We start from the raw sequence: 26,117 nt of genomic DNA, 5'->3' as shown, positions 1-26,117 counted from the left end.
TTCCGTAACATGCATTTTAATCTAACTAAGATGCAAAAAAACTCGGCAGCGCGATTCATGCACTACCGAGTTTACCTTAATTATTTACTTTGGCAACAAGTGCTTCCACTTTATCTTCAAAATCTGCCGGTTTCATTTTTGATGGGAAACGTTCAACCACTTCTCCATTTTCATCAATAAGGAATTTCGCAAAGTTCCACTCTACTTTTTTGCCACCGGTTTGTTCGGTTAGATATTTGTATAGCGGGCTGGCGTCTTTGCCTTTTACTTTGATTTTAGAAAACATTTGGAATGTCACGCCGTAATTCATTTGGCAAAATTCGAGGATTTCTTCATCACTACCGGGATCTTGGCGTAAAAATTGGTTACAAGGGAAACCAAGAATTTCAAAATTAGCGCCACCTAGTTTTTTATACATTGCTTCAAGTCCTTCTAGTTGAGGGGTTAGACCACATTTGCTCGCAGTATTCACGATAAGCAAAACTTTACCTTTATAATCACTTAACGCGATTTCTTTGCCATTCATTGCTTTTTCAGAAAAATCATGGACATTCATACGGAATTCCTCCTATTTCAATATATTCGAAAATAAATATGCATAAACTAATTTTTCTGTATGATAAAGTGAGTCGCGATGTGTGCGTTCATATGCGTGGCTCGCATCAATCCCCGGGCCAATTAAACCGTGGATAATATCGTTACCAGCATTAATCGCCGCACTTGCATCGGACGCATAAAACGGATAAATATCCACTTTATAATCAATATTATTCTTTTTAGCAAGTTCTACTAGATGTTTGCGCAAGCCAAGATGATACGGGCCACTACCGTCTTTTGCACAAATAGAAACAGTATATTCATCCGATGTTTGACCATCACCAAGCGCACCCATGTCGACTGCTAAATACTCCACTGTTTCGGTCGGAATGTTCGAGTTTCCACCGTAGCCAATTTCTTCATTATTAGAAATCAAGAAATGCGTAGTGTGCGGTAGCTCGAGTTTATTTTCATGGATATAATTGATTAGTTGCAATAAAATCGCGACACTTGCTTTGTCATCTAGGTGGCGAGATTTGATATATTCATTATTAATAATTTGCACGCGCGGATCAAAGGAAACAAAATCACCTACTTCAATTCCAAGTGCGCGAACTTTGTCTGCATCTAGCGCTTTTACATCTAAACGAACTTCCATATTTTTATCATTACGCTCAGCAGTTCCAGCGTCTTTATATACATGGACAGATGTTTGATGCATCAGAATCGTACCACTATACAAATCTCCAGCACTGGTTTCGATTGTACAATATTCGCCTTCAATCGCATTAAAACGGTAACCACCAATTAGCGTTAAAAGTAGTCGTCCGTCTGCTTTGATTTCTTTGACCATCGCACCAAGCGTATCGACATGAGCAGTTAACATGCGGTGCTTCGTTTCATCTTTCCCAGGAAGCGTTACAATCAATCCGCCTTTATTGTTTAGTGTATAGGGGATTTTTGAAGCATCTAAATCTTTTGCCAGTTTTTCAATGATTTTCCCAGTATTCCCGGTTGGGCTTGGGATAGAAGTTAGTTCTTTAATTTTTTGCATTGTTTGTTTTGTATTTGGTTCGTATGACAAAAAAATTCCTCCTTTAGTTCGCTTTCTTCTATTTTATTATAGCGCTTATCTTGAACGAACGCATTTCTTAAGATTAACTTTTTTCCCAAATTAGTCCTTTTATATGCTATAATTCGGTAGACGAAAAGGGAGGGAATTTTTTGGAACAAACAAAAGTAAAGGCCGTTACCATCGCCGTATTTGTCGCAACATTTATGGCAGCTATTGAGGGTACCATCGTGAGTACTGCGATGCCAACGATTGTAAGTCAGTTGGACGGCATAGAGTTAATGAACTGGATTTTTTCTGTTTATTTGCTAACATCAGCAGTGACCGTTCCGATTTACGGAAAACTGTCTGATTTGTATGGACGAAAAAATATTTTTGTAATTGCGACAATTATTTTTATCATTGGTTCATCACTTTGTGGATTCGCACAAAATATGGAACAATTAATTATTTTTCGCGCGATTCAAGGTATTGGAGCAGGTGGGATTTTACCATCTACTATGACAATTATCGCAGACGTGTACCCATTTGAAAAACGTGCCAAAGTACTTGGTTTTATGGGTTCTGCCTGGGGTATCGCTGGTGTATTTGGACCACTTGTTGGTGGATTTTTAGTCGACCAACTTTCATGGCATTGGATTTTCTTTATCAATGTACCGATTGGCATTTTGACAATTTTACTTATTTTGCTTTATTTACGCGAAAAAGTGGAACATGTAAAATTACCGATTGACTATTTAGGTGCCTCGCTCTTTACGGTGGCACTGCTTGGCTTATTATTTGCATTACAGCGAGCTGGCGAATCACTCAACTGGACAGAACCGCTCGTCGTTATTCTTTTTGCCGTTTCGATTGTGTTATTTATTGCTTTTTATTTTGTCGAAAAACGTGCAAAAGATCCGATTATGCCATTTGTATTATTTAAAAATCCCGTTGTTTTAATTGGGAATTTAATTGGTTTCTTGATTAGTGCCTTTTTAATTGGTATCAATGTTTATATTCCAATGTGGGCGCAAGGTATGCTTGGTCACGGGGCTACAATTGCTGGCTTTATGCTTGCACCGCTTTCAGTTACATGGATTGTTGGTTCATTTATTGGCGGAAAACTGTTAATGACACTTGGAAATCGCCACACAGTCGGTATCGGTGTGTTGATAACAGCAGCAAGTGGATTGATTTTAGCTTTATTCCCCGCTTCCACAAATGACATCTTCTTCTATTTAAATAGTGCATTTATGGGATTTGGTTTTGGGATTATATTTACGACGACAACAGTAACTGTTCAAGATGCTGTGCCGAGATTCCAAACAGGTATCGCTACTGCTTCTAACACACTTTTTAGAACAGTTGGTCAAACGATTGGTGTAGCTGTATTCGGCACCATTTTCAACTCAGTTCTTACAAGCGAGTTCCGTGCTGCCGCTGGTAGTGAAGTGAATCGCAGTAATTTAAATCAACTAATTAGTCCACAAACGTCTGGCAATGTGAGCGCAGATCTAGTTGAACCGCTTCGAGATATTTTATATAGCGGCCTTCATACGGTTTTCTGGGTAATGTTCGCTTGCTGTATCGTTAGTTATTTTATTCATTTTATCTTACCGAAAAAACATATTTCCGGCGATAATTAAAAAAAGTTGGCTCTCCGCGGAGCCAACTTTTTTCATTTAAACCATTTTTTTATAAATTGTTACCGCAAAAACATACGCAACAACCGTAATTCCCACACACCAAGCTAGCGCAATCCAAATCTCATTTCCAATTGGTTCAGAGTAAAGCAATGCACGAATTGTATTAACAATCGACGTCACCGGCTGATTTTCCGCAAAAACCCGAACTGCAGTTGGCATCGTATCCGTTGGGACAAAAGCCGAACTAATAAAAGGTAAAAATATCAGCGGATAAGAAAAAGCACTCGCGCCGTCAACCGATTTAGCAGTTAGACCAGGAATAACAGCAACCCAAGTTAACGCTAAAGTAAATAGCAACAATATCCCTGCTACAGCAAGCCATTCCAAAACTCCCGCAGAGGAACGAAAACCAATAAGAAGTGCCACTAGAATAATGAGTACAATCGAAATCGCATTAGAAACGAGCGATGTCAACACATGTCCCCATAATACCGAAGAGCGACTAATCGGCATCGAATGAAACCGTTGAAACAAACCTTTTTGCACATCTGTAAATAATCGCACCGCCGTGTAAGCTATCCCACTTGCTATCGCCATCAAAATAATTCCCGGTAATAAATAATCCACGTAGTTATCTGTCCCTGTTTGAATTGCCCCACCAAGCACGTACACAAACATCAACATAATCATAATTGGAATAATTGCCACGGTAATAATCGTATCAGGACTCCGCAAAATATGACGCATAGACCGACCAAACAATATACTTGTATCACGAATTGCCTTCATTTTACTTCCTCCTTCCCATTAATAATTGCTAGGAAAATTTCTTCCAAAGATGGTTGTTTTTCGACGTATTCAACTTCAGCAGGTGGGAACAATTTTTTAAGTTCCATTAAAGTTCCATTTGCAATAATTGTTCCACCGTGTAAAATAGCAATTCGATCAGCCAACTGTTCTGCCTCGTCTAAATATTGTGTTGTTAGTAAGATGGTTGTTCCTCCGTCCGAAAGCGCCTTAATCGTTTTCCAAACTTCGATTCGCCCCTCAGGATCAAGCCCAGTAGTGGGCTCATCAAGGAAAATCACATCCGGAGCGCCAACTAAACTCATAGCAATATCTAGTCGTCGTGTCATCCCTCCAGAATAAGTGTCCGCACGTCGGTCCGCCGCTTTTTCAAGTCCAAAACGCGCTAGTAAATCATTCGTGGTCTGTGTCGGATTCTTCTCCCCTCGCAGTTTAGCAATTAATAAAATATTTTCTCGTCCTGTCAAAAGACCGTCTACAGCCGCAAATTGTCCTGTCAGACTAATGTGCTCGCGAACTTTCTCAGGCTCTTTTCTCACATCAAAATTAGAGACGCTTGCATTACCATTATCTGCTTTTAAAAGAGTCGCTAAAATTTGGATGGTTGTCGTCTTACCTGCACCATTCGAACCAAGCAATGCAAAAATTTCGCCGCGCTTCACTTCGAAATCCACACCTTTTAAGACTTCTGTTTTCTTAAATGATTTTTCCAAACCCGTGGCTTTAATCATCACTTCTTTCATTTGAATACAACCTTCTTTCCATTTTTTATTAAACCCCACTACTCAGTAACACAGGTATTCTGTATCACTTATTACTACTGCATAGTAACACCGAGTTGATATTATGTCAATAAAAAAGTCACTCCCAATTTAACTATCGGAAATGACTCCTACAAAAAACCGCCCGCAAAAACGGACGGTTTAGCATTATTTTACTTTATAAATCCAGCCTTCTGGAGCTTCAATATCACCAAATTGAATGCCGCAAAGTTCATCGAATAAACGTTTTGTTACTGGTCCTACTTCCGTTTCGCTATGGAATACATGGAAATCATCTTTCGTTTGAATACCACCAATCGGAGTAATAACGGCCGCTGTTCCACATGCTCCAGCTTCTTTAAACTCATCTAGCTTATCAATATACACATCGCCTTCCACTGCTTCTAAGCCTAAACGATGCTCCGCCAAATAAAGCAGCGAATACTTCGTGATACTTGGCAAAATAGAAGGAGAATACGGTGTGACAAATTTATCATCTTTTGTAATACCAAAGAAATTAGCAGAACCAACTTCTTCAATTTTTGTATGTGTAGCAGGATCTAAATAAATACAATCGCCAAAATTACGTGCTTTGGCAGCTTGACCTGGTAGCAAACTTGCGGCATAGTTTCCGCCTACTTTTGCGGCACCTGTACCATTTGGAGCGGCACGGTCAAAATCAGACACGACAAAGTTTGTCGGCGCCATTCCACCTTTGAAATATGGTCCCACTGGCGAGCAGAAAATAGAGAAAATATACTCTGGCGCTGCGTGAACACCGATATTATCGCCAACACCAATAACAAATGGGCGTAAATAAAGCGTTGCACCAGTACCATATGGCGGCACAAATTCTTCATTCGCACGAACAACTTGCATCACTGCATCAATAAATTTTTCTGTAGGGATATGTGGCATTAATAAACGCTCACAACTTTTTTGAATTCGCGCAGCATTACGATCTGGGCGGAAAAGATTAATCGAGCCGTCCTTACAACGATATGCTTTTAAACCTTCAAAACATTGTTGGCCGTAGTGAAGCGCTGTTGAACCCTCGCTAATGTGTAGCGTATTGTCTTCTGTTAGCGCACCCTCGTCCCATTCCCCGTCTTTCCAATAAGAAATGTAACGTTTGTCCGTCTTAATATAACTAAATCCTAAATTACTCCAGTCAATATCTTTACTCATTCAAAATCCCCACTTTCTATCTTTAAACAGAATTATTGTATGTTTCAGTATAGCACAATAAACAGCATTATTGCAGTGAAGTCCCGCGAAAAAGAAAAATTTTCTAATAAATAGGCAAAATGTTCTTTCTTTTAACGTAATTCATGCTAAAATAGAGTAACTTTTCAAAAAACAATCACCTTAGAAGGAATGATTTCAAGAAAGGAGAGAATGAAAATGACAGCTCACAAAATGTTGGATGAGAAATTTTATAGTAAATCGCTAGGAGAGGAACTTGATTTAATTATTTGCTTGCCACCTGATTTTTCGCCACTTTACAAATATCCTCTATTTATTGTACAAGATGGAAAAGATTATTTTCAGTTTGGTAAACTTGCGCGACACTCCGAAGAATTAGCGGTAACCGAGCAGATTCAAAAAGCCATTTTCATTGGTATCCCTTACAAAACTGTCATGGATCGACGCGAAAAATATCATCCCGATGGTAAACAAAATGAAGCGTATATCCGGTTCTTAGCATTTGAACTTGTTCCTTATCTTGAAGAACGCTTCCCTTCTTTCCAAATGCCAACTAGTAGATTCCTGATGGGTGACTCACTCGGAGCATCCGTTTCCTTAAAAGCAGCGCTACTATTTCCATTTACATTCGGCAACGTGATTCTACATTCGCCATATGTGGACGATACAATCCTTACACTTGCCGAAAAAGTCGACCCTGCAAAAGTGAAAATCTTCCATATAATTGGCGACCAAGAAACCGCTGTCGAAACGACTGGAAATGAAGTGCTCGATTTCCTCTCATCAAATAAATCTTTAGAACAAATTTTAACCGCTCGTGGGTTTGATTATTATTTCCATGTATTTAACGGCGACCATCGCTGGAAATACTGGCAGCCATTTATCAAAGATTCTTTGCAGTTTATGCTTCCAGTAAATACATTTGATTTAGAAAGCATGCGCGCATAAGAAAGGACGGAAACAACTTGACCGTAAAGAAAGTAACAGATGACATCGGCAAACAAGCCGCATTAAAAATTAGAAACGACGTATTTGTCGTCGAGCAACACGTTGATCCCGCGCTAGAATGGGATGAATTCGATAAAATGGACTCCGTTGTCATGTTTGTGGATTACGCAGAGGACGGCACACCGCTTGCAACAGGCAGATTTCGCGTGACAGATGGTTACGGCAAGGTCGAACGCATTTGCACTCAGAAAATAGCTCGAGGCACTGGTAGCGGCCGCAGAATTATGGAAGCCATTGAAGCCGAAGCAAAAACACGTGGCTTAACTAAGCTAAAATTAGGCGCACAAGTTACTGCGATCCCCTTCTATGAAAAACTCGGCTACGAAACTTGCTCGGATTTATTCCTTGATGCAGGCATTGAACACAAAGAAATGAAAAAAACAATATGATAGGAAGATAGTTATTTCTTTTATATAGAAGAAATAACTATTTTTTTATGAGCTCTATTTCCCCGTTCGCTTTTCCACAAATAATCAGGTCTACATAATTAAGAAATAAACCATGTTCCACAACTCCCGGAATTTGCGCTAACTTTTCTTGCCACATTGCCGTATCCGTGAATGTTTGATTGACGATATCCAAAATATAGTTACCATTGTTTGTCACATACACTTCACCAGAAGCATGTTTCCGCAAATTCGTTTCTATAGCGTCTTTTTCAAGTTCTCGCTGAATTTGCTTCCATCCAAAAGGAATTACCTCTAATGGCAACGGAAATTCACCTAGGTTCCTTACAAGCTTCTCCTCGCTCACAACCCAAATATTTTTCAAACTCGCATTCGCAACCATCTTTTCACGCAAAAGTGCCCCACCGCCACCTTTTATCCCTTGAAAATCGGCATCCACCTCATCTGCACCATCAATAGTGGCATCAATTTCTGTCACATCATTTAACGATTTTAATGGTATTCCTAGCTTTTCTGCTTGTTTTGCTGTTTCTTCGGAAGTAGCAACCCCGGTGATTTGTAAGCCATTCGCGACCATTTCACCTAATTTTTCAATCGTGTAATATACCGTACTCCCCGTTCCAAGCCCCACAATCATGCCATCTTTAACCCATTCACACGCTTTTTCTCCAGCCATTTTCTTTTGGTTCATCCTTTCTCCTCCTCCGTTCTTCGCATTAAAGCCTTGCTATATCTATTGTTTCATTATACTCGCTGTTACTTTTAAGTTCAAAACATCATTATTTTTCTAACCTTACAAAAATGTAATTAGACATTTAAAGACAGATGTATTACAGTAAGTAAGTATTAAACGTTTATTTTTAATATTTGTAACACAACTGAAATAATAAAGAGGTGGATTTATGAACAGAGTAAAACTATTTTTGCATCATCCAGCGACTATCTTTACTATGAAAACTGTTTTCTACTTAGCTATTCTGCTTGGATTGCTTTGGTTTTATGGTTTCAAAAACCCTGAAGGTGCGAAATTCATTTACAACGAATTCTAAAAAAAGAAAGGACTGTTAAAAAATGGGAATATCAATTATGACAACGAGTATCATCGAAAGAATTGATGCATGGGCAGAAAAGACACCGGATTTCCCTTGCTACGAATATGCCGGCACACGTCTTTCCTACAAAGAATTAAAACGGCAATCCGATGCATTTGGCTCTTTTCTACTAAAAAATCTAAATACTGACAAAGAAAAACCTATTATCGTCTACGGACACATGTCTCCATTAATGCTAGTTGCATTTTTAGGCGCTATCAAATCAGGTCGAGCTTATGTTCCAGTAGATGTTTCTATGCCAGTTGAACGTATAGAACAAATTAAAAAAGCAGCGGATCCTTCTATGTTTATTTGCACAGAAGAATTACCAAGCAACCTTACCATTACTGGTTGCCCTGTATTATCACAAGAACAACTAATGGACGCTTTAGAAAAACATTTTGAAGAAGTGCCAGATAAAGCTGAATGTGTAAAAAATGACGATAACTACTATATTATTTACACATCCGGAAGTACTGGAAATCCTAAAGGCGTTCAAATCAGCCAAAATAACCTAGTAAGCTTTAGTAACTGGATCCTACAAGATTTTTCTTTAAGACAAGGATTACGCTTCTTAAACCAAGCGCCATTCTCGTTCGACTTATCTGTTATGGATTTATATCCAAGCTTACTATCCGGCGGAACGCTTGTACCGCTTGATAAAACAATTACTGCTAACATGAAAGATTTATACCGTGAAATTCCTGCGCAAAACTTTGACGTTTGGGTTTCCACTCCATCTTTCGCAGACTTGTGCTTACTAGATGAGAACTTTAACCAAGAAAATAACCCAAGTTTGACTCGCTTCTTATTCTGCGGTGAAGTACTTGCTAAGAAAACAGCAACTGAACTACTTGATCGTTTCCCAGATGCAGTCATCTACAACACTTACGGCCCTACTGAAGCAACCGTTGCTGTAACGCAAGTAAAAGTAACTCGTGAGCTTATCGATGCTTATCCAAGCTTACCACTTGGCGTAATTAAACCAGATATGCGTTTACACATCGTAGACCAAGAAACTGGCGAAATTCTTCCAGATGGTGAAAAAGGAGAAATCATCCTAATTGGTGCTAGTGTTTCCAAAGGTTATTTAAACGAACCTGAAAAAACAGACCAAGTATTCTTTGACTATAAAGGCTACCAAGCTTATCACACTGGAGATTCCGGTATTATCAAAGATGGTTATCTATTCTTCCAAGGTCGTCTTGATTTCCAAATTAAGCTTCACGGTTATCGAATCGAACTAGAAGATATCGAAAACAATCTTAAAAAAGTAAGTTACATTCAAAACTGCGCTATTATTCCTAAAATGAAAGACGAAAAGGTAGATATGTTGGTCGCTCAGGTCATCCCAACTGCCAACGATTTCGAAAAAGAATACCAGCTAAGTGCAGCAATTAAAAATGAACTCAAAGAATTTATGCCAGCATACATGATTCCAAGAAAATGGATTTATAAGACAGAGTTCCCGTTGACTATGAATGGCAAAATTGACCGCAAAGCGCTTAATAGCGAGGTTAACAAGTGAGTTTACCATACGGTACAATCCTTTATTTTGGTGTACTTGTACTATTTTTAATTCCTATCATAGTAGCTGGTTTGTTAGGAAAAAGATTACCAATTTATAATGCTTTTGTAACACTCGTATTTTTATACTTTATGTTCTCTGCAAGCCCAGTACAAGGAGCTACTTTTATCTTCTTCGTCTTCTGGCAGCTTGCTCTCGTAAGACTTTACTTCCATTACAGGCAGGAGAAAAAACTGAATCACGGCGGCGTATTCGTTGTTGCAGTGGTTCTCTCCATCCTACCGCTTGTTATCTCTAAAGTTGTTCCAATTTTAGGTGACAATGTAACAATGGTTGGTTTCCTAGGGATTTCCTACTTAACATTTAAAGCGGCTCAAATGATAATTGAAATACGCGATAACTTGATTAAACAATATAACGCGTGGGATTTTGTTAGCTTCTTGCTATTCTTCCCAACAATTTCATCCGGACCGATTGATCGGTTCCGTCGCTTTAAAAAAGATATTGATAATCCGCCTAGTAAAGAAGCTTATGTTGCTTTATTAAATCGAGGAATATTCCTTATCTTCCTCGGGTTTCTCTACAAATTCATTATCGCTTACTTAGTAAACAAGCATTTTGTTGTTCCACTAGACATCGCGATTTCACACAATGTAGATTTAGCCAAGAATTTATTTGGTTACATGTATGCTTATAGTATGTATTTATTCTTTGACTTTGCCGGCTATAGTGCCTTTGCAGTCGGAGTTAGTTACTTGCTCGGCATTCAAACTCCAATGAACTTTAACAAACCATTTGCAGCGCGAAATATTAAAGAGTTCTGGAATCGTTGGCACATGACGCTTTCATTCTGGTTCCGCGATTATGTATTTATGCGTTTCGTATTATGGGTAACAAAAAAGAAATGGTTCAAGAGCAAGTTCACTATTGCCTACCTAGCATACTTCGTTAACTTTTTCATCATGGGTGTATGGCACGGACTTCACTGGTATTACATCGTTTACGGTCTTTACCAAGCGACATTAATTGTCGGATTTGACCTGATCGAACGCTTCAACAAGAAACACAAATTCTATCCAAAAAACAAAATAACTTATGTAATCGGCGTTATCATTACATTCCAATTTGTTTGTTTCGGATTCCTGATTTTCTCAGGTATTTTAGATAAAATTAATTTTTAAAACTAACTAAAGGTGGTAATTTAAAATGGCTTTTCGCGAAAACGTATTAGAAATCTTAGAAGAAATTACAGAAACTGATGAAGTAGTACAAAACACAGAAATCAAATTATTCGATGAAGGTTTACTTGATTCTATGGCTACTGTTCAACTATTAATCGAAATTGAAGAAAGACTAGATATTACTGTACCCGTTTCCGAATTTGACCGCGACGAATGGGCTACTCCTGAAATGATCATTACTCAACTTGAGGCGCTAAAATAATGAAAAAAAAGCTGTGGATGACATTTGGGCCTTTAATGGTCGCATTCGCGGTTTTCCTTTTCGTTCTATTCGGACCTAGCAGCTTATTCTCTCACGTTTCTTCTAAAACGGTAGAGGAAAGCGCTACGTCCATGAACGAATACGTCATCCAAGGCTTAGACATCCAGAAAGAAGCTTTAAAAGAAGGAAACTACTTACCTATCTATGGTTCATCAGAGCTTTCTCGTGTCGATTCATTCCATCCTAGCGTAGTATCAAAAAAATATGATCAGGGCTATACACCATTCTTACTTGGTCGTCCTGGTACACAATCATTAAGTCATTTCCTTGATGTAAATGCACTTGGTGATGATTTAAAAGGCAAAAAAGTAGCGGTAATCTTATCTCCGCAATGGTTCCAACCAAAAGGCGTTTCTGATCCATCGTTTGGCGCTAACTTCTCCCCTCTACATGCATACAAATTTGCACTTGAAGATACGAAAAACACGCCTGAACGTCGGTACGCAGCTAAACGTTTACTTACTTTCCAAGTGGTTCAAAGCGACTCTACATTAAAGAAATTACTTGAAAACATTGTTGCAAAAGGACCTAAAAAACCGCATGATCCAAAACTTCTAAAAGTTGCTGGAAATATCGAACTGAAAATTTTAGAACGTAAAGACGATTTAGAATCAAAATCTGTTTCTGGTTCTAAACAAGATCGTGTAGATGAGGGCCTAAAAGCTCTTCCAGATAATTTAGATTACAAACAACTTGACGATCTAGCGAAAGAAACTGGTGAGAAAAGTATTGGTGATAACCCATTCCAAGTGAAAGAAAAGTATTATCAGAAAAAAATCAAACCAATTGAAGGTGAACTAAAAGATAGTCGTAAAGATTTACGTTATGACCAATCTCCAGAGTTTGCTGATTTGCAACTACTTATGGATGCATTCAAAAAAGCTGGCGCAGACGTTATCTTCATTAACCCTCCTATCAACGGAAAATGGATTGATTACATTGGTATGAACAAACAAGGCTTAGATGGTTATTACGCTAAAACAAAACAACAAATCGAGAGCCAAGGCTTCCGCTATTACTCTCTAGAAGAATATCAAAATGAATCTTTCTTCCTAGAAGATCCGATTCATTTAAGCTGGCGCGGTTGGGTAAAAATCGACCAAGCACTAGCTGATTTCGTTAAAGAACCGGTCCAAACAAACTATAAACCAACACCAAAAGATTATTACTTTAAAGAACATCCAGAAGACGGACCAAAAAAAGACCAGAAGTAGTTTAAAACTACTTCTGGTTTTTTTAGAATCCAATAATATGATAACCGCTATCCACGTGAATAACTTCGCCTGTAACGCCTCGAGATAAGTTACTGAATAAGTAGTACGCTGTATCGCCAACTTCTTCTGCTTGTGTTGCACGTTTTAGTGGAGCTTTTTCTTCTATTAGTGAAATAGAGTCAGAGAAACCGCTAACGCCTCGAGCAGATACTGTTCTGATTGGTCCAGCTGAAATCGCATTTACACGCACACCGATTGCTCCAAGGTCCATAGCAAGGTATTTAACACTTGCATCAAGAGAAGCTTTCGCAACACCCATAATGTTATAGTTTTCTACTACACGTTCCCCACCAAGGTAAGTTAGTGTTAATAGGCTTGCATCTTCTGTTAACATTTCTAAGTGTTTTAACGCACGAGCAACTGCTGTAAACGAGTAAGCACTGATTTCATGCGCTTGTAAGAAGCTTTTACGATCTACTTCTAAATAGTCGCCAGTTAAAAAGTCTTTGTTAGCAAAAGCAATACAGTGTGCTAAGCCACTAAGTTTACCAACTTTATTTTTAATTGTTTCAAATGTTTCTGTAATCGCTTCTTCACTTGATACATCACAAGCTAAAATAAGCGGGTTTTGATTTGCTTCGTTTAGTGAAGGTACTAGTTCTGTAATGCTTTTTTTCGCACGCTCGTCGGCATATGTAAATACCAGTTTTGCCCCAGCTTCATTTAGTGAACGAGCGATTGCCCAAGCGATACTACGCTTATTAGCTACTCCCATTACAACATATGTTTTTCCCTCTAATGATAAATTCATGTTCTTTCCTCCTAAAATTGATGCGATTTGTTCGCTTCTTCCATTTTACATGACCAAATAGCTTTTTAAAACACTTATTACTTCGATTTTTGAATTATCTCTTCCATATCTGCTGGTAAAGGTAAATCAAACGCCATATATTCTTCTGTTACCGGATGGACTAAATGTAGATGACACGAGTGTAGCGCCTGTCTTTTCAGTAAAGTAGTATCTCCGCCGTACATATCATCTCCAATAAGCGGATGACCAATATACGAGAAATGAACGCGAATTTGATGCGTGCGTCCTGTTTCTAGTTGAATGGCTACGTGATCAAACGCGCTGTAACGCTCGAGAACCGCGTAATTTGTTTTGGCATATTTCCCCTCAGGAGTAACAAAACGTTCCATTATACTCACTTCTTTACGCCCTATTGGCGCTTCAATCGATCCCTCTCGCTCTGCTAAAACGCCACCAGTAAAAGCTTGATAGCGTCGTTTTAACAATCCTTGCTGTAAAAAAGTGCTGAGTCTGGCATGCGCAAACCTATTTTTAGCGATTAGCATTAGCCCAGATGTTTCACGGTCCAGCCTCGTTACAATATGGATAGCGCTCGTAAGTCCTTGCGTTTCATAATGCCCTTTGACGAAGTTGGCGACCGAGCCATGCGGGTGATACTGCGAGGGAATCGAAGCCATCCCGGCCGGTTTATTAATAATTAATAGAAAATCATCTTCAAAAACAACATCTAATTCAGTATGTTCAGCAAGCAAACGCTCATTTTGTTGCTCTGTTGGAAACATAAGCCGCACGTGGTCACCAGCTTTTACCTGATAAAGAACATTTTGTTCCTCGTTATTTACTTCAATTTTCCCATCTGCGCCAAATTTGACAGCAGTTAATAATTGTTTAGAAATGTGCTTGCTCTTCAAAAAAGTCCGAAGTAAAAGCCCATTTTCTTCTAATTCTACTTTCCATTCTAAAAACACATGCTTCCTCCTGCTAGCTTAATCTTCAATAAATGAATCGTGGACACGACGCCAAAACGGAAATGATCTAAATCTGGCAAAATGAACTTTTTTGGCAGATACTTCATAACGGATTTCTTGTACATCACGATGCAAAATGCTTAAATGATCTACGGAAATCTGGAAGTCTTTATCATTAACCGGCTGCAAGCTAACGACATGATGCTTAGGAAAAACAAGCGGGCTACCAATGGTTCGGTACACACGATTATTAATCGAAGCCATCTCGGTTAACTGCATTGCTTCAATCGATGGATGCATTAGCGCCCCACCAAGTGATTTATTGTATGCTGTTGTGCCACTAGGCGTTGACATACAAAGACCATCACCGCGAAAACGTTCAAAATGAATATCATTAATAACTACATCCACCACGAACGGCCCACCTGAACTTTTGACGGTTGATTCATTTAGTGCTAAATATGTTGCTTCTTTTTTACCAATGCCATACTTCACGGTTGTTTTAAGAAGAGGATAGGAAACTTTCTGGTATTCTCCTTTTGCCAAAAGCTGCACTAATTTATCTGCCTCGGCTGGTCTCCAATCTGCATAAAAACCAAGATGCCCAGTGTGAATCCCAATAAAAGCAATCTCATCTAAACGCTCCTCGTATTGATGAAATGCGGACAGAAAGGTTCCGTCTCCGCCAATAGAAATAACAATTTCAGGTTCTACCTCATCATATTCCATGTCATGTTCCCCAAAACCTGCGATCATATTCAGTCGCAACAAATCAGACTTTTCGTCCCCTTTGGAAGTAATCATATATTTCATTATTTCTATTCGCCCCTATTCCTACAACTAATTACTTATTTTTCTTTGGCATCACTTGATGTACCGCTTTTTTATCCTTTGACGCATCTTTGTTTTGTGAAAAATAGACTTGCGCTTCTTGGATTTCCTCGCGAATTTGCGACATTTCTTCGTCTAGTTGGAAAGCCGCCTCCGCAGCGCGTTTTAGTCGTTTATTGATTGCTTCTGGAAATTCACCTTGATACTTATAGTTTACCGAATGCTCGATTGTTGCCCAGAAATTCATCGCTAACGTCCTAATTTGGATTTCAGCTAGAATTTTCTTTTCGCCTTGAATGGTCTCCACTGGGTATTCGATAACGACGTGATACGAACGATATCCACTGGGTTTCTTATTAGTAATATAATCGCGCTCTTCCACAATACGAAAATCATTCCGTTGCCTTAAAAGACGAACTACGACTTCAATGTCATCTACAAATTGGCACATCATACGGAGACCCGCAATATCCTGCATTTCTTCGACTAAATGATCTAGGGCAATATGTTTTTGATTGGCTTTGTCTAATATGCTCGCAACCGGCTTCACTCGTCCTGTAACAAATTCAATTGGCGAATGATTATTTTCAAGCTCAAATTGTGAACGCATTCCTTTAAGTTTAATTTTAAGTTCTTCCACTGCCTGTTTGTAAGGCGCTAAAAAGTCTTCCCAATGATTCAAATCGCTCACCTCAAGTATATTCATGATTAAATTTATGCAACATCAGTTTTATTTTAACACAAAAGCAGTTAATCCACCTTGCTTAAAGTAACCTTTTTTTCAATCCCATGGTAAAATAAAACCGAAGCCTTCAAACGACAACAAAAAGGATGATAAAAATGATTCTTACATTACTTCAAAATGGCGATTACGAAACGGCGCGCGCTCAAGCTATCGCAGAACTAAAGAACAATCCAGAAAGTGCTGAACTTCATTATTTTGCCGCCTGGGCACACGACGCGCTTGGCAAAGAAGATGCGGCGATCCCTTTTTACGAGAAAGCACTTGAACTTGGTCTTCCTGCCGCTGATCGTAAAGAAGCTTATATTGGCCTCGGTAGCACTTACCGGATTACAGGTCAACCCGAGAAAGCCAGCACCCTTTTCCAAAAAGCGCTGCAAGAATTCCCGGAAAATAATGCTTTGCGCACTTTTTCGATTATGGCGAAGTATAATCAAGGTTTGGCAAAAGAAGCTCTCGAAGAAACTTTGCTGCTACTAACAAATACTACAAACGACGAAACTATTTTAAGCTACAAAAAAGCGATTCAATTTTACGCACAAGATTTAGATGCAACATTTCATTAAAAGGAGCTGATTTTCCATGGTAAAAGAACTAGAAATCGAATTCCGCAATTTATTAACCAAAGAACAATACGATACCCTAACAGAAAATTTTCGCGTGAAAGAAGAAGATTTTTTCGAGCAAACTAATTATTATTTAGATACAGCTGATTTCGGCTTAAAAGAACGGCATTCCGCGCTTCGTATTCGCCAGCTAGAATCGCAATACCAATTAACACTTAAAACCCCAGAATCTCGCGGTTTAATGGAAACGACGCAAATCCTCGGCGCCGACCAAGCAACTGCCATTATTGCCGGAGCAAACATTCCAGTCGGTCCTGTTCGCGATACGCTAAAAGAAATCGGCATCAACCATGAAGACCTACAAGTTTTCGGTTCACTCAAAACAATTCGCGCCGAAAAAGACTATAAAAAAGGCTTGCTCGTTTTCGATAAGAATTTTTACGGGACGATATCTGACTTTGATTTAGAATATGAAGTGGCAGATTATGATAAAGGAAAAGAAATTTTTGATAAATTACTGAAAGAATATCAAATAACTAATCAACCAGCTGAAAATAAAGTAGCAAGATTTTATCATCACGTGTATGGAGATGAGGAGTAAATTTATACGAATTTGCAGTAAAATGACACAAAATCTTAAAAAACAGCGAATAAATATGTTAAGCCAATGACAATTATTTGTTAAATTTACATTACGCTGATAAAATAGATATGTAAGTTGCAAAACCCAATTTTGTATCAGCTTTTACTGAGCAGTGAATTATTTCTTTTCACACTGGTACATTGAAATGAGTATCTGTTAAAAGATATTTAGAATTTGAAAATCAGGTGATAGCAAATGATTAACCAAAACTTATATTATCAGTCAGTAGCAAATTCCAAGCCAATCGAAATTTATCTATTTTTTGATCCTGCTTGTGATGACTGTTGGAATATTGAAGCGAACATGCTCCGGTTACAAATGGAGTACGGGAACTATTTCAAATTGCGCTATGTTCTGCATAATAATTTGCAGACATTTGTTTGTAAACAAAAGCGCGCTGGGAATAGTAACCTAAGCTTAAAAGAACAACAAATAGGGGCGCACCTTTCCTATATTTCTTGTCTTGCAGTCAAAGCCGCTGAACTCCAAGGAAAAAAACAAGGCATTACATTCTTACGTAAGATTCAAGCAGCCTATTTCCTTGAAAATAAAGATATCGCTAGTGAAGAAGTACTTCATGATATCGCCGTTTCCACTGGCCTAGATCTTCCAGAATTCAAAAAAGATTTGGCCTCTACTGTTGCTAAACGCGCTTATATCGGCGACCAAAAAGTAGCACAAGAAATGGAAATTCGCGAAAATCCTACCGTTGTATTTTTCAATAAAAATATAGAAGATGCCGGATTAAAACTAAGCGGACTTCATCGTTACGAAGTTTATGTGCACGTTCTATCCGAGCTTTTAAATGATTTCCCAGAACCAGAAGCACGCCCGCAAATGGAAGAATATTTAGCTAAAGTAAAAGTAACTTCTTCCGCTTCGATGGCCGAATTTTATGGTGTTTCCGAACAACAAATCGAGCGCCAAATGAAGAAATGGCGTCTCCAACAAAAAGTAGAATTAATCGATTCCCCAGCTGGCCAGTCCCACTGGAAGTATATCGGCAACCTATAAAATAAAAAAGCAACCCATTCCAGGGTTGCTTTTTTTTACATATTTTCTAAGCGTTCAATCCGCGAACTAATTGGCGGATGTGAGTCGAAAAGACCCGGCTTATTTTTTTTAGACTTAAGTGGTGATGAAAAGTAAATAGATTCACTAGAAGCACTAACTTCTTCCATTTTTTTCGAATCACCGCTAATTTTTTTCAACGCTTGGATAAGTCCATCTGGATTTCGTGTTAGTTCTACCGCGCTCGCATCAGCTAAATATTCCCGGTTACGAGATAAAGCAAATTGAATAGCTGTTGCAATAATCGGTGCCAAAATAACAAATATTAGCGCGACAATGTAGATAATCGCTTGCGCCCCGCCACCGTTATTGTTGTCACTTTTACGGCTATTTCTGCCACCAGTTAAGCTTCCCCAGAAAATCATTCGCATGGCGATGTCACTTAGAATTGCAATTACAGCTACAAGCGCAATGGCAATTGTTGATAACCGAATATCATAATTACGAATATGAGAAATTTCGTGCGCGATAACGCCCTCTAATTCATATCGTTCTAATTTATTTAGTAATCCTCTAGTAACAGCTACTGCTCCTTTTTCCGGAGAAATACCTGTTGCAAAAGCGTTTGGACTGGCATCCTCAACAATATATACTTTGGGCATCGGAATACCAGCAACCATTGCCATACTTTCTACGGTATCCCACAAAACTGGTGCTTGATCTTTTGAGGTGACTTCCTTCGCATGATTCATCGCCATAACAACGGACGAACTGCTCATCACCATAATCAAAATATAAAACACACCAATCACCGCCGCCAGTATAAGCCCATTTAGATAGTTATTCCAAACAATGATACCTATAGCAGCGCCAACCATAAGAACGAAAATGAAAAAGCCAAGAATGATAAAAACAGTTTTTCGCTTATTTGCTGCAATTTGTTCGAATAGCATAATTTTCGCTCTCCTTCATGGCTTAAAACTCTACTTTTGGTGCAACGCGCTCTACTTCTGGAATAGAAAGCATCTCGCGTTCTGTAAAGTTATGCAGTTTTGCAACGATGTTAGTTGGTACTGATTGTACTTTTGTGTTATAAGTCATTACGGTTGTGTTATAAAGTTGGCGAGAATAAGCCACTTTGTTTTCCGTAGTAGTTAGTTCATGTTGCAATTCGATAAAAGAAGTATTTGCTTTTAAGTCAGGATAAGCTTCACCTAATGCAAAAATAGATTTAAGTGCTCCACTTAGCATATTGTCTGCTTCGATTTGTCCTTGACGGTTGTCAGCAGGAACTTCCATCATTTTGTTACGAGCTTCAATTACTTGTGTCAATGTTTCTTTCTCGTGTTTGGCATACCCTTTAACTGTTTCAACTAAATTAGGAATTAAGTCAAATCTACGTTTTAATTGTACGTCAATTTGCGCCCAAGTTTCATCCACACGGTTACGGTATTTTACAAGGCTGTTGTATAGACCGAAATAAATCAATACTAAAATAACAACAACAGCGATAGCAATAATCCATCCTATCATAATTAATCTCCTCCTTCATATGTACTTACCCCATTATACCTTACTTAGGGAGTACACGACAATCCTACTGCAGCATGAGATTTTTTATTTTTTCTTCCGCATAAAGTAAAATGGCTTCACAGGTTTATCTACCGGCATTTTTATCGTCATCATTGCATTTGGCGCACGGTCGATTTCCTCCCCATGTTCATTCCAAAGTACTTCTACAACTTGTTTAAAACCAGTATCTCCTGGTCCATAAAATTCAATTTCTTCCCCTACACCAAAATTATTTCGTTGTTGTAAAGTAGCGATTTTCGTTTCCTCATCATATTCCAGCACTTGAGCCGCAAAAGCATATTGAGGAATTTTCCGCGTTTTCCCGAATAATTGCTCGTCTTCGGTTGGTTCTTTATAGAAAAATCCTGTGGATAATTCGCGCTGAGCAACTTTCCATAGTTCTTCTTCCCACGCTGGGTCAAATACATAGTTCTCAGGGTCTTCGCAGTAAGCATCCACCGCACGACGATAAACACTTGCAACCGTTGAAACATAATGAATCGACTTCATTCGTCCTTCGATTTTCAAGCTATCGACACCAGCATCGACCATATCTGGAATATATTTAATCATGGATAAATCGACCGCGCTCATTGAAAATGGCTCCTCATCCGTATCTACTAAGTTTTTCGAAACGCCATTATCAATTTCAAATAAATCATATTTCCAGCGACAACTTTGCGCACATCCGCCTCGGTTCGCATCACGGTTCGCCATATGATTCGATAAAGTACAACGACCAGAATAAGAAATACACATTGCGCCGTGAATGAAAGCTTCCATTTCGACATCGGTTTTTTCGCCGATTTCTTGAATTTCTTGCATGCTCACTTCACGAGCAAGTACAACACGTTCAAGGCCTTGCTTCTTCCAAAATTCTAACGTTTTATAGTTAGTTGCCGAAGCTTGTGTCGATAAATGGACTGGCAAACCCGGGGCATCTTGAAAACAAATACTGATTAAGGCTGGATCAGAAACGATGACCGCATCAATCCCAATATCGCGAAGTGTCCGGAAAAATTCACCGGCACCTTCTGTATCACCAGCATGCGCAACCATATTCGCCGCCACATATACTTTCGCATTACGTTCATGTGCAAAAGCGATACCTTGTTTCATTTCATCAAAACTAAAATTTCCTGCGCGAGAACGAAGCCCGAAAGCTTGCCCGCCAATATATACAGCGTCCGCACCGTAGCGAATCGCGATTTTTAATTTTTCTAAGTTACCAGCTGGAGCTAGCACTTCTGGTTTTTTTAATACTTTACTCATTATGCTATTCCCCCTATTTCACATCATCCGGATTTTTCAAGTAAAATCCAGCGTCTAATTTTCTAGTTTTAGGTTGTAATTCCGTTAATTTATTCACAAAATACTCCGCAACAAATTGCCCTTTTATTACGGCTTCTTTCGCCTCAACGAGTAAAGCGGCAATTTGGACGAAATTATCTGATTCGGCAAGAACGCCATCGAGTTTCCACGTTTTTAAGCCAGCTTCATATAAATCAGCCAAATACGGTACAAGCGAAACATCCTCAGAAGCAAAAATATGCGTTCCGGACTCGTCTTCATAAATTGGTAATTGGCTTGTTTCATCATTTGGCTCACGCAAATAAAGTCCGCGTTCCTTCGATGTATCATCTTCCATTTCAACAATATGTTGGTAGTTCGTTACAAGTCTACGTTTGGATTGATGGATACATGTCGGCCCGTAAACAAGTACTTCGACAGGAACAGTTAGGCTTTTCGCAATAGCTTTAATTTCGCCTTCTGTAAGTTCTCTTGCAAGTACTGCTCCGACCGCTCCTTGTTTTTCCCAAAACGAAATTTGTTCTGCGCTAGTTACAAATGTTTGGGCATCGTAAATAAATGGTATCGGTTGAGCCATTTCACTTAAAAGCATAATTGCACCCGGGTCGCCGCATGCTACCGCGTCCACTTTCATATCGGCAAGTTGCTCTAAAAAGCCCGGCAACTCTTCCATATGTTCGTTGTGCATTAACGAATTTACTGCTACAGTTACTTTCTTTCCTTCTTGATGCGCTAAATGAACTATTTCACGTAATTCTTCGACAGAAAACGAATGTGGCAATCTTAACCCGAATTGACTATTACCTACGTATAATCTGTCTACCCCCGCGCGAAGCAATTGTTCAGCTTGTTTCATTGAATCTGCTGTCGCAATGATTTCCATGTTTTTCTCCTCATTTCTACAAAAACGTTACTTGATAAATGTATCACAAGAAGACTTGTTACTCAATAAGAATTTTGGCACAAAAAAGAGACTAGCCTAAGTAACTAATCTCTAATCTATTTTATCTTCTTTTGTTAGTTTAAATAAATTCAGTAATGGTCGATAGGAGCTTCCTACTAATCCAAGCGTCTCTATCAATACTTCAATTAAGATAAGCAGTACACCGATTAAAATCATCGAGCCCCAAAGTGTCGACATCGTGAAAATAAATGCGAATAATGAAAATAGTGCAGCAATCGCATAAATCAAAATAACGGTTTGTCGATGCGTAAAGCCAAGTCGTAACAAACAATGGTGCAGATGTGATTTATCGGCCATCGCGATTGGTTGTTTTGTTACCATGCGTCGGATAATGGCAAAAAGCGTATCTGAGATCGGTACACCTAAAATTAAAATTGGTACAATTAAAGAAATAAACGTGACATTTTTGAATCCCATTACAGATAATACGGAAATAATAAAACCTAAGAAAAGTGCACCCGTATCCCCCATGAAAATTTTGGCAGGGTTGAAGTTATATGGTAAAAAGCCGAGTGTTCCAGCAATTAATATGCTTGCGATCATAATAACAAGTGCATCGCCCATAATAAAGGCCATTCCTAAAATAGTTAGTAAAGCAATAGTTGAAACGCCAGCAGCGAGACCGTCTAGCCCATCGATTAAGTTAATGGCATTCGTAATTGCAACAATCCAAATAATGGTTAGCGGAATACTCAATATCCCAAAATGAATTTCCCCACCAAATGGTAAGTTGATAAAGTCGATGCTAAGGTTGCCCCAAAACACAATAATAAAGGCAGCAGCGATTTGGCCAATTAATTTATATCTTGCTTTAAATTCCATAATATCATCTAATAATCCAGTTAAAACCATGACAAATGCCGCAATCAACAGCGGCCATAAGAATTCGTTTTCAATTGGAAGTAAGAACATTCCGATAGCAAAACTAATGAAGATAGCTAGTCCGCCCAAGCTCGGAATCGGCTTCACATTAATGCGGCGTTGATCTGGCTTATCTGTAATATCAAAGTAAAGTGCTATTTTTCGAATTAGCGGTGTAAGTAGTACGGACGCGCCAAAACATATAAAAATAATCATCCAGCTCATGGCTAGTCCTCCCCGCAAATTTTTTACTCATCTCATTATACTTTTTTATTTGCAAAAAGACAACGAAAATCATTAAGCAAAAAAAGCTTGAAGCGCACGTATGCTACCTCAAGCTTTTAATTTATTGTTTAATCCTAGCTACAAATTGAAATCTACTACCTACATACTGGGAACGTGTAAATTCAAATGGTCGACCGTCTTCTAAGGTTGTAATTTGTCTGAGTTTCATAACCGGTGAGCCGAGTTTTACATCAAGATATGGCGCAATTTTTTCTGATACTAAAGAAGCTTCCATAATTTGTTCTGCTTCTCCAATTGTTTGACCAAATTTTAATTCAATCGCTTTATAAAGGGAATCCATTATGTCTTCCTTTGTTAGCAGTGAAGCAATTTTTTCTGGAATGGCTGCAACTTCATAAAGAATTGGTACACGGTCGCCGTAACGAATCCGCTCAATTTTCATTACATTGCTATTTTCTGGTAGTTGCAACGCTTCTTGTTCTTGCGTACTTGCCGGACGAATGCCGTACGATACGATTCGCGTCGAAGGAACTTTGCCCTCTTGTAACATCAAATTCGTAAAACTCGTAACCGCTTCAAGTCGTTCGGTTAGTTTCTTTTCCGCAATAAAAGTCCCAGCACCAACACGTCTTTGCAAAATGTTGTCATCAACGAGGCCTTGAATGGCTTGTCTTACCGTCATTCGGCTAACGTGAAACATTTCTGCAAGCTGACGTTCAGCTGGAATCGATGTGCCAACTTTCCATACGCCATCTTCCATTTTCTTTTTAATTTCACTTTGAATCTGAATGTAAATCGGTATTCCTGATTGTTTATCGATCATTTTCCCGCCCTCTTCTTATAGAAGTGACGCCGCCTCGTTGTCAAGAATCACAGTAACATCTGGATGATTTTGAAGTACAGAAGCAGGACAATTCACATCTACAGGTCCTTTAATAGTTTCTTTGATTGCTTGTGCTTTGTTTTCACCAAAAGCAAGTAGGATAATTTTCTTCGCATTCATGATTGATTTAATTCCCATAGAATAAGCATGTGTTGGAACATCTTCTTCTCTTTCGAAAAAGCGTTTGTTTGCTTCACGAGTAGAATCTGTTAAAACAACTTTATGTGTTAACGATTCAAAAGAAGTTCCTGGTTCGTTAAAACCGATGTGACCGTTTGTTCCAATTCCAAGCACTTGAATGTCAATTGGGTGCTCAGATAAAATTTCTTCATAACGAGCGCATTCTGCTTCTGCATCTGTCGCTTCTCCGTTTGGTAAGAAACTTTCTTTAAATGCTTTTTTAGAGAATAACAAGTCGTTCATATAGTAATGATAACTGTTTGGGTCGTTTGCTGCAAGACCTACATATTCATCTAGGTTCGTTGTTGTTACATTTTTAGTGTCGACATCGCTTTTTACAAGCTCAGCATATAGTGTTTCTGGTGTACTACCAGTTGCTAGACCAAGTGTGTTTACTTCGCCTGATGTAATGCTTTTTTCGATAATTTCTAACGCTTTTTTGGATCCTGCTAATTTATTTTCTGTTGTGATAAGTTGCATATTAAAATCTTCCTCTCAAGAATGTTTTTTTCCGAATGAATAAGTTGCTGTAATGTGTAAATCTTCGTCTAGTAAGTTGAAATCTGCATCCTTACCAGCCTCGATTGCACCTTTTTGTGTTAAATTAAATTCGCGTGCTTGGTTTCCAGAAGACATAAGAACTGCTTCTTCTACCGAACATCCTGTGAATTTAATCATGTTGCGGAAACCGTCGTCGTAAGTAAGTACGCTTCCGGCTAAAGTTCCATCTTCTAAACGAGCTTGTTTATCTTTTACGATAACAGTTTGACCGCCAAGTTCGGATTTTCCTTCTGGCATCCCTTTTGCTCGCATCGAATCAGTAATAATGCATAAATGTTCTGGGCCTTTCATTTGGTAAGCTAATTTCACCATATCAGGATGAACGTGAATACCATCAACGATTAATTCTGCATTAATGCCGCGTTCTAATAAAACGTGACCTGGAACGCCTGGCTCACGGTGTGTCATCCGGTGACAAGCATTATATAAATGTGTCGCATGTGTCGCTTTACTTGTTTTCAAGTGTTCGCGCACATCATTAGAGTGACCAATACTTGGAACAACTCCTAGTTCAAAACACAAATTTTCAAAATCAGCAGAAGTATCATGCTCTGGTGCATATGTTACTAATTTAATTAAGCCACCAGAAATATCAAACCATTTTTTGAAAAGTTCCAAGTCAGGCGCTTGAATGTATTCTTCTGGTTGCGCTCCTTTGAAGACTTTCGAAACGAATGGGCCTTCTAGATGAATCCCGCCAATAACAGGTTCAGTTTGTGCAACTTCATTAATTACTTTTAGCGCTTTTTCGATATTTTCGTGTGATTGCGTCATCGTTGTTGGGAAGTAAGTAGTGATTCCTTCGTTTAACATCCCATTCACTTGTTTTCTAAGTGCGTCTGGATCTGCATCCATTGCGTCAAAACTATAACCACCGTGTGAATGAACATCAATGAAACCAGGAACAAGTTTTTGTCCTTTTGCATCAATTACTTCTTCCGCTTTGTCCGCTTGAAAATTAGCCATCGAGCCAACTTCTAAAATTTGTTTATCAAAACGTACGAAAGCATTTTCTAGAACACCTTTACCAGTATAAATTGTAGCGTTAGTAATTACTTTGTTAGTCATTACATTTTGCCTCCTCATTAAATCGGTCTATACCAATTATTATAGCATGTATCTATTAAAATGCAACTTATCTTTTCCTCTTTACCCGAAAAAAAGTAAAATAACCAAAAAAATGGTGAACGCATAAAAAAAGCGCA

Annotated in this window: 29 protein-coding genes; 11 read left to right on the top strand and 18 right to left on the bottom strand. The window is 38.7% G+C overall.

Annotated elements, in window-relative coordinates; all coding sequences use genetic code 11:
- Positions 1-76 precede the first annotated feature (76 nt).
- Entirely contained in the window at positions 77-556 is a 480-nt protein-coding gene (locus HCJ30_RS03800) for a glutathione peroxidase (RefSeq protein ID WP_003726675.1), read from the bottom strand.
- Between the two features lie 12 nt (positions 557-568).
- Positions 569-1,621, bottom strand: coding sequence for a M42 family metallopeptidase (locus tag HCJ30_RS03795; protein ID WP_185391041.1), 1,053 nt, complete (start codon positions 1,619-1,621; stop codon positions 569-571).
- 140 nt (positions 1,622-1,761) lie between these two features.
- Here HCJ30_RS03795 and HCJ30_RS03790 point away from each other — a divergent pair, with 140 nt between their 5' ends.
- Entirely contained in the window at positions 1,762-3,237 is a 1,476-nt protein-coding gene (locus tag HCJ30_RS03790) for an LM6179_1298 family efflux MFS transporter (protein ID WP_185391040.1), read from the top strand.
- A gap of 36 nt (positions 3,238-3,273) precedes the next feature.
- Here HCJ30_RS03790 and lieB read toward each other — a convergent pair whose 3' ends face one another.
- From lieB to HCJ30_RS03775, 3 genes are all read right to left on the bottom strand, one after another.
- Positions 3,274-4,026 carry a multidrug efflux ABC transporter permease LieB gene (gene lieB, locus HCJ30_RS03785; RefSeq protein WP_185391039.1) on the bottom strand — a complete coding sequence of 251 codons (753 nt, stop codon included), beginning with the start codon at positions 4,024-4,026 and terminating at the stop codon, positions 3,274-3,276.
- Positions 4,023-4,787: a multidrug efflux ABC transporter ATP-binding protein LieA gene (gene lieA, locus HCJ30_RS03780; protein WP_185391038.1), complete on the bottom strand. Its 765-nt coding sequence runs from the start codon at positions 4,785-4,787 to the stop codon at positions 4,023-4,025. The genes lieB and lieA overlap by 4 nt, the downstream gene beginning before the upstream one ends.
- Before the next feature lie 186 nt (positions 4,788-4,973).
- Positions 4,974-5,993 (bottom strand): branched-chain amino acid aminotransferase, encoded by a 1,020-nt coding sequence (locus tag HCJ30_RS03775; RefSeq protein WP_185391037.1) that lies wholly within the window; start codon positions 5,991-5,993, stop codon positions 4,974-4,976.
- 216 nt (positions 5,994-6,209) lie between these two features.
- On the opposite strand from HCJ30_RS03775, the gene HCJ30_RS03770 reads away from it, so the two are divergent.
- Positions 6,210-6,959, top strand: coding sequence for an alpha/beta hydrolase (locus HCJ30_RS03770; RefSeq protein WP_185391036.1), 750 nt, complete (start codon positions 6,210-6,212; stop codon positions 6,957-6,959).
- 17 nt (positions 6,960-6,976) lie between these two features.
- Positions 6,977-7,408: a GNAT family N-acetyltransferase gene (locus HCJ30_RS03765; protein ID WP_185391035.1), complete on the top strand. Its 432-nt coding sequence runs from the start codon at positions 6,977-6,979 to the stop codon at positions 7,406-7,408.
- A 37-nt stretch (positions 7,409-7,445) separates the two neighbouring features.
- Here HCJ30_RS03765 and rpiA read toward each other — a convergent pair whose 3' ends face one another.
- A complete protein-coding gene (gene rpiA / locus HCJ30_RS03760) occupies positions 7,446-8,117 on the bottom strand; it encodes a ribose-5-phosphate isomerase RpiA (protein ID WP_185391034.1) in 672 nt (223 codons plus the stop codon).
- Positions 8,118-8,328: 211 nt separating this feature from the next.
- Between rpiA and HCJ30_RS03755 the strand changes: the two genes are divergently transcribed.
- From HCJ30_RS03755 to dltD, 5 genes are read left to right on the top strand one after another with little or no spacing between them, the layout of a single operon-like run.
- On the top strand, positions 8,329-8,475 hold the full coding sequence (locus tag HCJ30_RS03755; protein WP_008947356.1) for a teichoic acid D-Ala incorporation-associated protein DltX: 147 nt from the start codon (positions 8,329-8,331) through the stop codon (positions 8,473-8,475).
- A gap of 37 nt (positions 8,476-8,512) precedes the next feature.
- Positions 8,513-10,045 carry a D-alanine--poly(phosphoribitol) ligase subunit DltA gene (gene dltA, locus HCJ30_RS03750; protein ID WP_185391579.1) on the top strand — a complete coding sequence of 511 codons (1,533 nt, stop codon included), beginning with the start codon at positions 8,513-8,515 and terminating at the stop codon, positions 10,043-10,045.
- The gene (dltB, locus tag HCJ30_RS03745) at positions 10,042-11,226 is read left to right on the top strand and encodes a D-alanyl-lipoteichoic acid biosynthesis protein DltB (RefSeq protein WP_185391033.1); all 1,185 of its coding nucleotides are present in this window, start codon (positions 10,042-10,044) and stop codon (positions 11,224-11,226) included. Before dltA ends, dltB begins: the two co-directional genes overlap by 4 nt.
- Before the next feature lie 25 nt (positions 11,227-11,251).
- Positions 11,252-11,488: a D-alanine--poly(phosphoribitol) ligase subunit DltC gene (gene dltC, locus HCJ30_RS03740; RefSeq protein ID WP_185391032.1), complete on the top strand. Its 237-nt coding sequence runs from the start codon at positions 11,252-11,254 to the stop codon at positions 11,486-11,488.
- A complete protein-coding gene (gene dltD, locus HCJ30_RS03735; RefSeq protein ID WP_185391031.1) occupies positions 11,488-12,762 on the top strand; it encodes a D-alanyl-lipoteichoic acid biosynthesis protein DltD in 1,275 nt (424 codons plus the stop codon). Before dltC ends, dltD begins: the two co-directional genes overlap by 1 nt.
- A 22-nt stretch (positions 12,763-12,784) precedes the next feature.
- Here dltD and fabI read toward each other — a convergent pair whose 3' ends face one another.
- The 4 genes from fabI to yjbM form a co-directional block, all read right to left on the bottom strand.
- Positions 12,785-13,573 (bottom strand): enoyl-ACP reductase FabI, encoded by a 789-nt coding sequence (gene fabI / locus HCJ30_RS03730; RefSeq protein WP_185391030.1) that lies wholly within the window; start codon positions 13,571-13,573, stop codon positions 12,785-12,787.
- A 77-nt stretch (positions 13,574-13,650) separates the two neighbouring features.
- Positions 13,651-14,541, bottom strand: coding sequence for an RluA family pseudouridine synthase (locus HCJ30_RS03725; protein ID WP_185391029.1), 891 nt, complete (start codon positions 14,539-14,541; stop codon positions 13,651-13,653).
- A gap of 18 nt (positions 14,542-14,559) precedes the next feature.
- Positions 14,560-15,354 carry an NAD kinase gene (locus tag HCJ30_RS03720; RefSeq protein WP_069892055.1) on the bottom strand — a complete coding sequence of 265 codons (795 nt, stop codon included), beginning with the start codon at positions 15,352-15,354 and terminating at the stop codon, positions 14,560-14,562.
- Positions 15,355-15,385: 31 nt separating this feature from the next.
- Positions 15,386-16,054 carry a GTP diphosphokinase gene (yjbM, locus tag HCJ30_RS03715; RefSeq protein ID WP_008947349.1) on the bottom strand — a complete coding sequence of 223 codons (669 nt, stop codon included), beginning with the start codon at positions 16,052-16,054 and terminating at the stop codon, positions 15,386-15,388.
- Between the two features lie 158 nt (positions 16,055-16,212).
- On the opposite strand from yjbM, the gene HCJ30_RS03710 reads away from it, so the two are divergent.
- From HCJ30_RS03710 to yjbH, 3 genes are all read left to right on the top strand, one after another.
- Positions 16,213-16,680 carry a tetratricopeptide repeat protein gene (locus tag HCJ30_RS03710; RefSeq protein ID WP_185391028.1) on the top strand — a complete coding sequence of 156 codons (468 nt, stop codon included), beginning with the start codon at positions 16,213-16,215 and terminating at the stop codon, positions 16,678-16,680.
- A 16-nt stretch (positions 16,681-16,696) separates the two neighbouring features.
- Entirely contained in the window at positions 16,697-17,281 is a 585-nt protein-coding gene (locus HCJ30_RS03705; RefSeq protein WP_185391027.1) for a CYTH domain-containing protein, read from the top strand.
- A gap of 237 nt (positions 17,282-17,518) precedes the next feature.
- Positions 17,519-18,337 (top strand): protease adaptor protein YjbH, encoded by an 819-nt coding sequence (gene yjbH / locus HCJ30_RS03700; RefSeq protein WP_185391026.1) that lies wholly within the window; start codon positions 17,519-17,521, stop codon positions 18,335-18,337.
- A gap of 35 nt (positions 18,338-18,372) precedes the next feature.
- Here the strand turns inward: yjbH and htpX are convergent, their stop codons facing one another.
- The 8 genes from htpX to nagA form a co-directional block, all read right to left on the bottom strand.
- Complete coding sequence (gene htpX, locus HCJ30_RS03695) at positions 18,373-19,287, bottom strand: zinc metalloprotease HtpX (protein ID WP_185391025.1); 915 nt, start codon at positions 19,285-19,287, stop codon at positions 18,373-18,375.
- A gap of 22 nt (positions 19,288-19,309) precedes the next feature.
- The gene (locus HCJ30_RS03690; RefSeq protein ID WP_008947345.1) at positions 19,310-19,867 is read right to left on the bottom strand and encodes a LemA family protein; all 558 of its coding nucleotides are present in this window, start codon (positions 19,865-19,867) and stop codon (positions 19,310-19,312) included.
- 84 nt (positions 19,868-19,951) lie between these two features.
- Entirely contained in the window at positions 19,952-21,178 is a 1,227-nt protein-coding gene (locus HCJ30_RS03685) for a peptidase U32 family protein (RefSeq protein WP_185391024.1), read from the bottom strand.
- Positions 21,179-21,191: 13 nt separating this feature from the next.
- The gene (locus HCJ30_RS03680) at positions 21,192-22,100 is read right to left on the bottom strand and encodes a peptidase U32 family protein (protein WP_185391023.1); all 909 of its coding nucleotides are present in this window, start codon (positions 22,098-22,100) and stop codon (positions 21,192-21,194) included.
- Positions 22,101-22,211: 111 nt separating this feature from the next.
- On the bottom strand, positions 22,212-23,267 hold the full coding sequence (locus tag HCJ30_RS03675) for a glycosyltransferase family 4 protein (RefSeq protein ID WP_185391022.1): 1,056 nt from the start codon (positions 23,265-23,267) through the stop codon (positions 22,212-22,214).
- A gap of 121 nt (positions 23,268-23,388) precedes the next feature.
- A complete protein-coding gene (locus HCJ30_RS03670) occupies positions 23,389-24,111 on the bottom strand; it encodes a GntR family transcriptional regulator (RefSeq protein ID WP_185391021.1) in 723 nt (240 codons plus the stop codon).
- A 15-nt stretch (positions 24,112-24,126) separates the two neighbouring features.
- Positions 24,127-24,831, bottom strand: coding sequence for a glucosamine-6-phosphate deaminase (nagB, locus tag HCJ30_RS03665; RefSeq protein ID WP_185391020.1), 705 nt, complete (start codon positions 24,829-24,831; stop codon positions 24,127-24,129).
- A 15-nt stretch (positions 24,832-24,846) separates the two neighbouring features.
- Positions 24,847-25,980 carry an N-acetylglucosamine-6-phosphate deacetylase gene (gene nagA / locus HCJ30_RS03660; RefSeq protein WP_008947339.1) on the bottom strand — a complete coding sequence of 378 codons (1,134 nt, stop codon included), beginning with the start codon at positions 25,978-25,980 and terminating at the stop codon, positions 24,847-24,849.
- Positions 25,981-26,117 lie beyond the last annotated feature (137 nt).

The sequence above is a fragment of the Listeria cossartiae subsp. cossartiae genome, from assembly GCF_014224155.1.
Taxonomy (GTDB): domain Bacteria; phylum Bacillota; class Bacilli; order Lactobacillales; family Listeriaceae; genus Listeria; species Listeria cossartiae.
The sequence above is the reverse complement of the archived record's forward strand: the minus strand, read 5'-3'. Positions and strand labels throughout refer to the sequence as shown.

Bases quoted from the DNA above. Each gene is read 5' to 3' on its own strand.
- fabI (WP_185391030.1), bottom strand. From the start codon at position 13,573: ATGAATTTATCATTAGAGGGAAAAACATATGTTGTAATGGGAGTAGCT.
- HCJ30_RS03670 (WP_185391021.1), bottom strand. From the start codon at position 24,111: ATGATCGATAAACAATCAGGAATACCGATTTACATTCAGATTCAAAGT.
- HCJ30_RS03755 (WP_008947356.1), top strand. From the start codon at position 8,329: ATGAACAGAGTAAAACTATTTTTGCATCATCCAGCGACTATCTTTACT.
- HCJ30_RS03800 (WP_003726675.1), bottom strand. From the start codon at position 556: ATGAATGTCCATGATTTTTCTGAAAAAGCAATGAATGGCAAAGAAATC.
- HCJ30_RS03675 (WP_185391022.1), bottom strand. From the start codon at position 23,267: ATGAGCTGGATGATTATTTTTATATGTTTTGGCGCGTCCGTACTACTT.
- HCJ30_RS03710 (WP_185391028.1), top strand. From the start codon at position 16,213: ATGATTCTTACATTACTTCAAAATGGCGATTACGAAACGGCGCGCGCT.
- dltD (WP_185391031.1), top strand. From the start codon at position 11,488: ATGAAAAAAAAGCTGTGGATGACATTTGGGCCTTTAATGGTCGCATTC.
- dltA (WP_185391579.1), top strand. From the start codon at position 8,513: ATGACAACGAGTATCATCGAAAGAATTGATGCATGGGCAGAAAAGACA.
- HCJ30_RS03685 (WP_185391024.1), bottom strand. From the start codon at position 21,178: ATGAGTAAAGTATTAAAAAAACCAGAAGTGCTAGCTCCAGCTGGTAAC.
- HCJ30_RS03770 (WP_185391036.1), top strand. From the start codon at position 6,210: ATGACAGCTCACAAAATGTTGGATGAGAAATTTTATAGTAAATCGCTA.
- rpiA (WP_185391034.1), bottom strand. From the start codon at position 8,117: ATGAACCAAAAGAAAATGGCTGGAGAAAAAGCGTGTGAATGGGTTAAA.
- nagA (WP_008947339.1), bottom strand. From the start codon at position 25,980: ATGACTAACAAAGTAATTACTAACGCTACAATTTATACTGGTAAAGGT.
- dltC (WP_185391032.1), top strand. From the start codon at position 11,252: ATGGCTTTTCGCGAAAACGTATTAGAAATCTTAGAAGAAATTACAGAA.
- yjbH (WP_185391026.1), top strand. From the start codon at position 17,519: ATGATTAACCAAAACTTATATTATCAGTCAGTAGCAAATTCCAAGCCA.
- HCJ30_RS03705 (WP_185391027.1), top strand. From the start codon at position 16,697: ATGGTAAAAGAACTAGAAATCGAATTCCGCAATTTATTAACCAAAGAA.
- HCJ30_RS03775 (WP_185391037.1), bottom strand. From the start codon at position 5,993: ATGAGTAAAGATATTGACTGGAGTAATTTAGGATTTAGTTATATTAAG.
- HCJ30_RS03720 (WP_069892055.1), bottom strand. From the start codon at position 15,354: ATGAAATATATGATTACTTCCAAAGGGGACGAAAAGTCTGATTTGTTG.
- htpX (WP_185391025.1), bottom strand. From the start codon at position 19,287: ATGCTATTCGAACAAATTGCAGCAAATAAGCGAAAAACTGTTTTTATC.
- nagB (WP_185391020.1), bottom strand. From the start codon at position 24,831: ATGCAACTTATCACAACAGAAAATAAATTAGCAGGATCCAAAAAAGCG.
- lieB (WP_185391039.1), bottom strand. From the start codon at position 4,026: ATGAAGGCAATTCGTGATACAAGTATATTGTTTGGTCGGTCTATGCGT.
- lieA (WP_185391038.1), bottom strand. From the start codon at position 4,787: ATGAAAGAAGTGATGATTAAAGCCACGGGTTTGGAAAAATCATTTAAG.
- HCJ30_RS03690 (WP_008947345.1), bottom strand. From the start codon at position 19,867: ATGATAGGATGGATTATTGCTATCGCTGTTGTTGTTATTTTAGTATTG.
- HCJ30_RS03680 (WP_185391023.1), bottom strand. From the start codon at position 22,100: ATGGAAATCATTGCGACAGCAGATTCAATGAAACAAGCTGAACAATTG.